We start from the raw sequence: 494 nt of genomic DNA, 5'->3' as shown, positions 1-494 counted from the left end.
ACCCAGATCAAAGTCCCAGCCAACGGTAACGTCGGCAGCGCGACCATTGTTGCTCCGGACGACATCCTGGTTGGCGGTCAGCCGACCATCATCAACAAGCTGGAATCGGTGACCGGCGCAGACAACTTCGAGCAACTGACCCTGGGTCAGAACTCGCTGGAAACCACCGTTACTGACGAACCTACCGGTCAAGGCGACGCGGTTAACATCAGCATCACTGGCAACGGCCCGGTCCTGGAAAACCAGGATGCGAGTTTCACCATCAAGCTGGATAAAGCCCAGACTCAGCCAGTCACCGTGACCCTGAGCAATGGCCAGACTGTGGTTTTCGCCGCAGGCGAAACCCAAAAAGTCCACACCCTCGCGCCGCAAGGTGATGACGTCTACAAAGACGGCGGCACTGTGAACCTGGGTGTTGCCGGTGCAACCTCCAACGGTACGGCGCTGGAAAATGTGGTTCTGGGGAATCCGGCTTCGGTCGTTATCACCGATAC

At 57.9% G+C, this 494-nt stretch carries 1 protein-coding gene; it reads left to right on the top strand.

The features are described from left to right. Positions 1-494: immunoglobulin-like domain-containing protein (locus tag AAEZ05_RS27775; protein ID WP_350649747.1), on the top strand; the 494-nt coding region annotated here is incomplete at both ends.

Origin of the sequence: Pseudomonas sp. HY13-MNA-CIBAN-0226, assembly GCF_040310305.1 — a bacterium.
Classification (GTDB): Bacteria; Pseudomonadota; Gammaproteobacteria; order Pseudomonadales; family Pseudomonadaceae; genus Aquipseudomonas; species Aquipseudomonas gregormendelii.
Note: the sequence above shows the minus strand (reverse complement) of the source record. Positions and strands in the feature narration are given on the sequence as shown.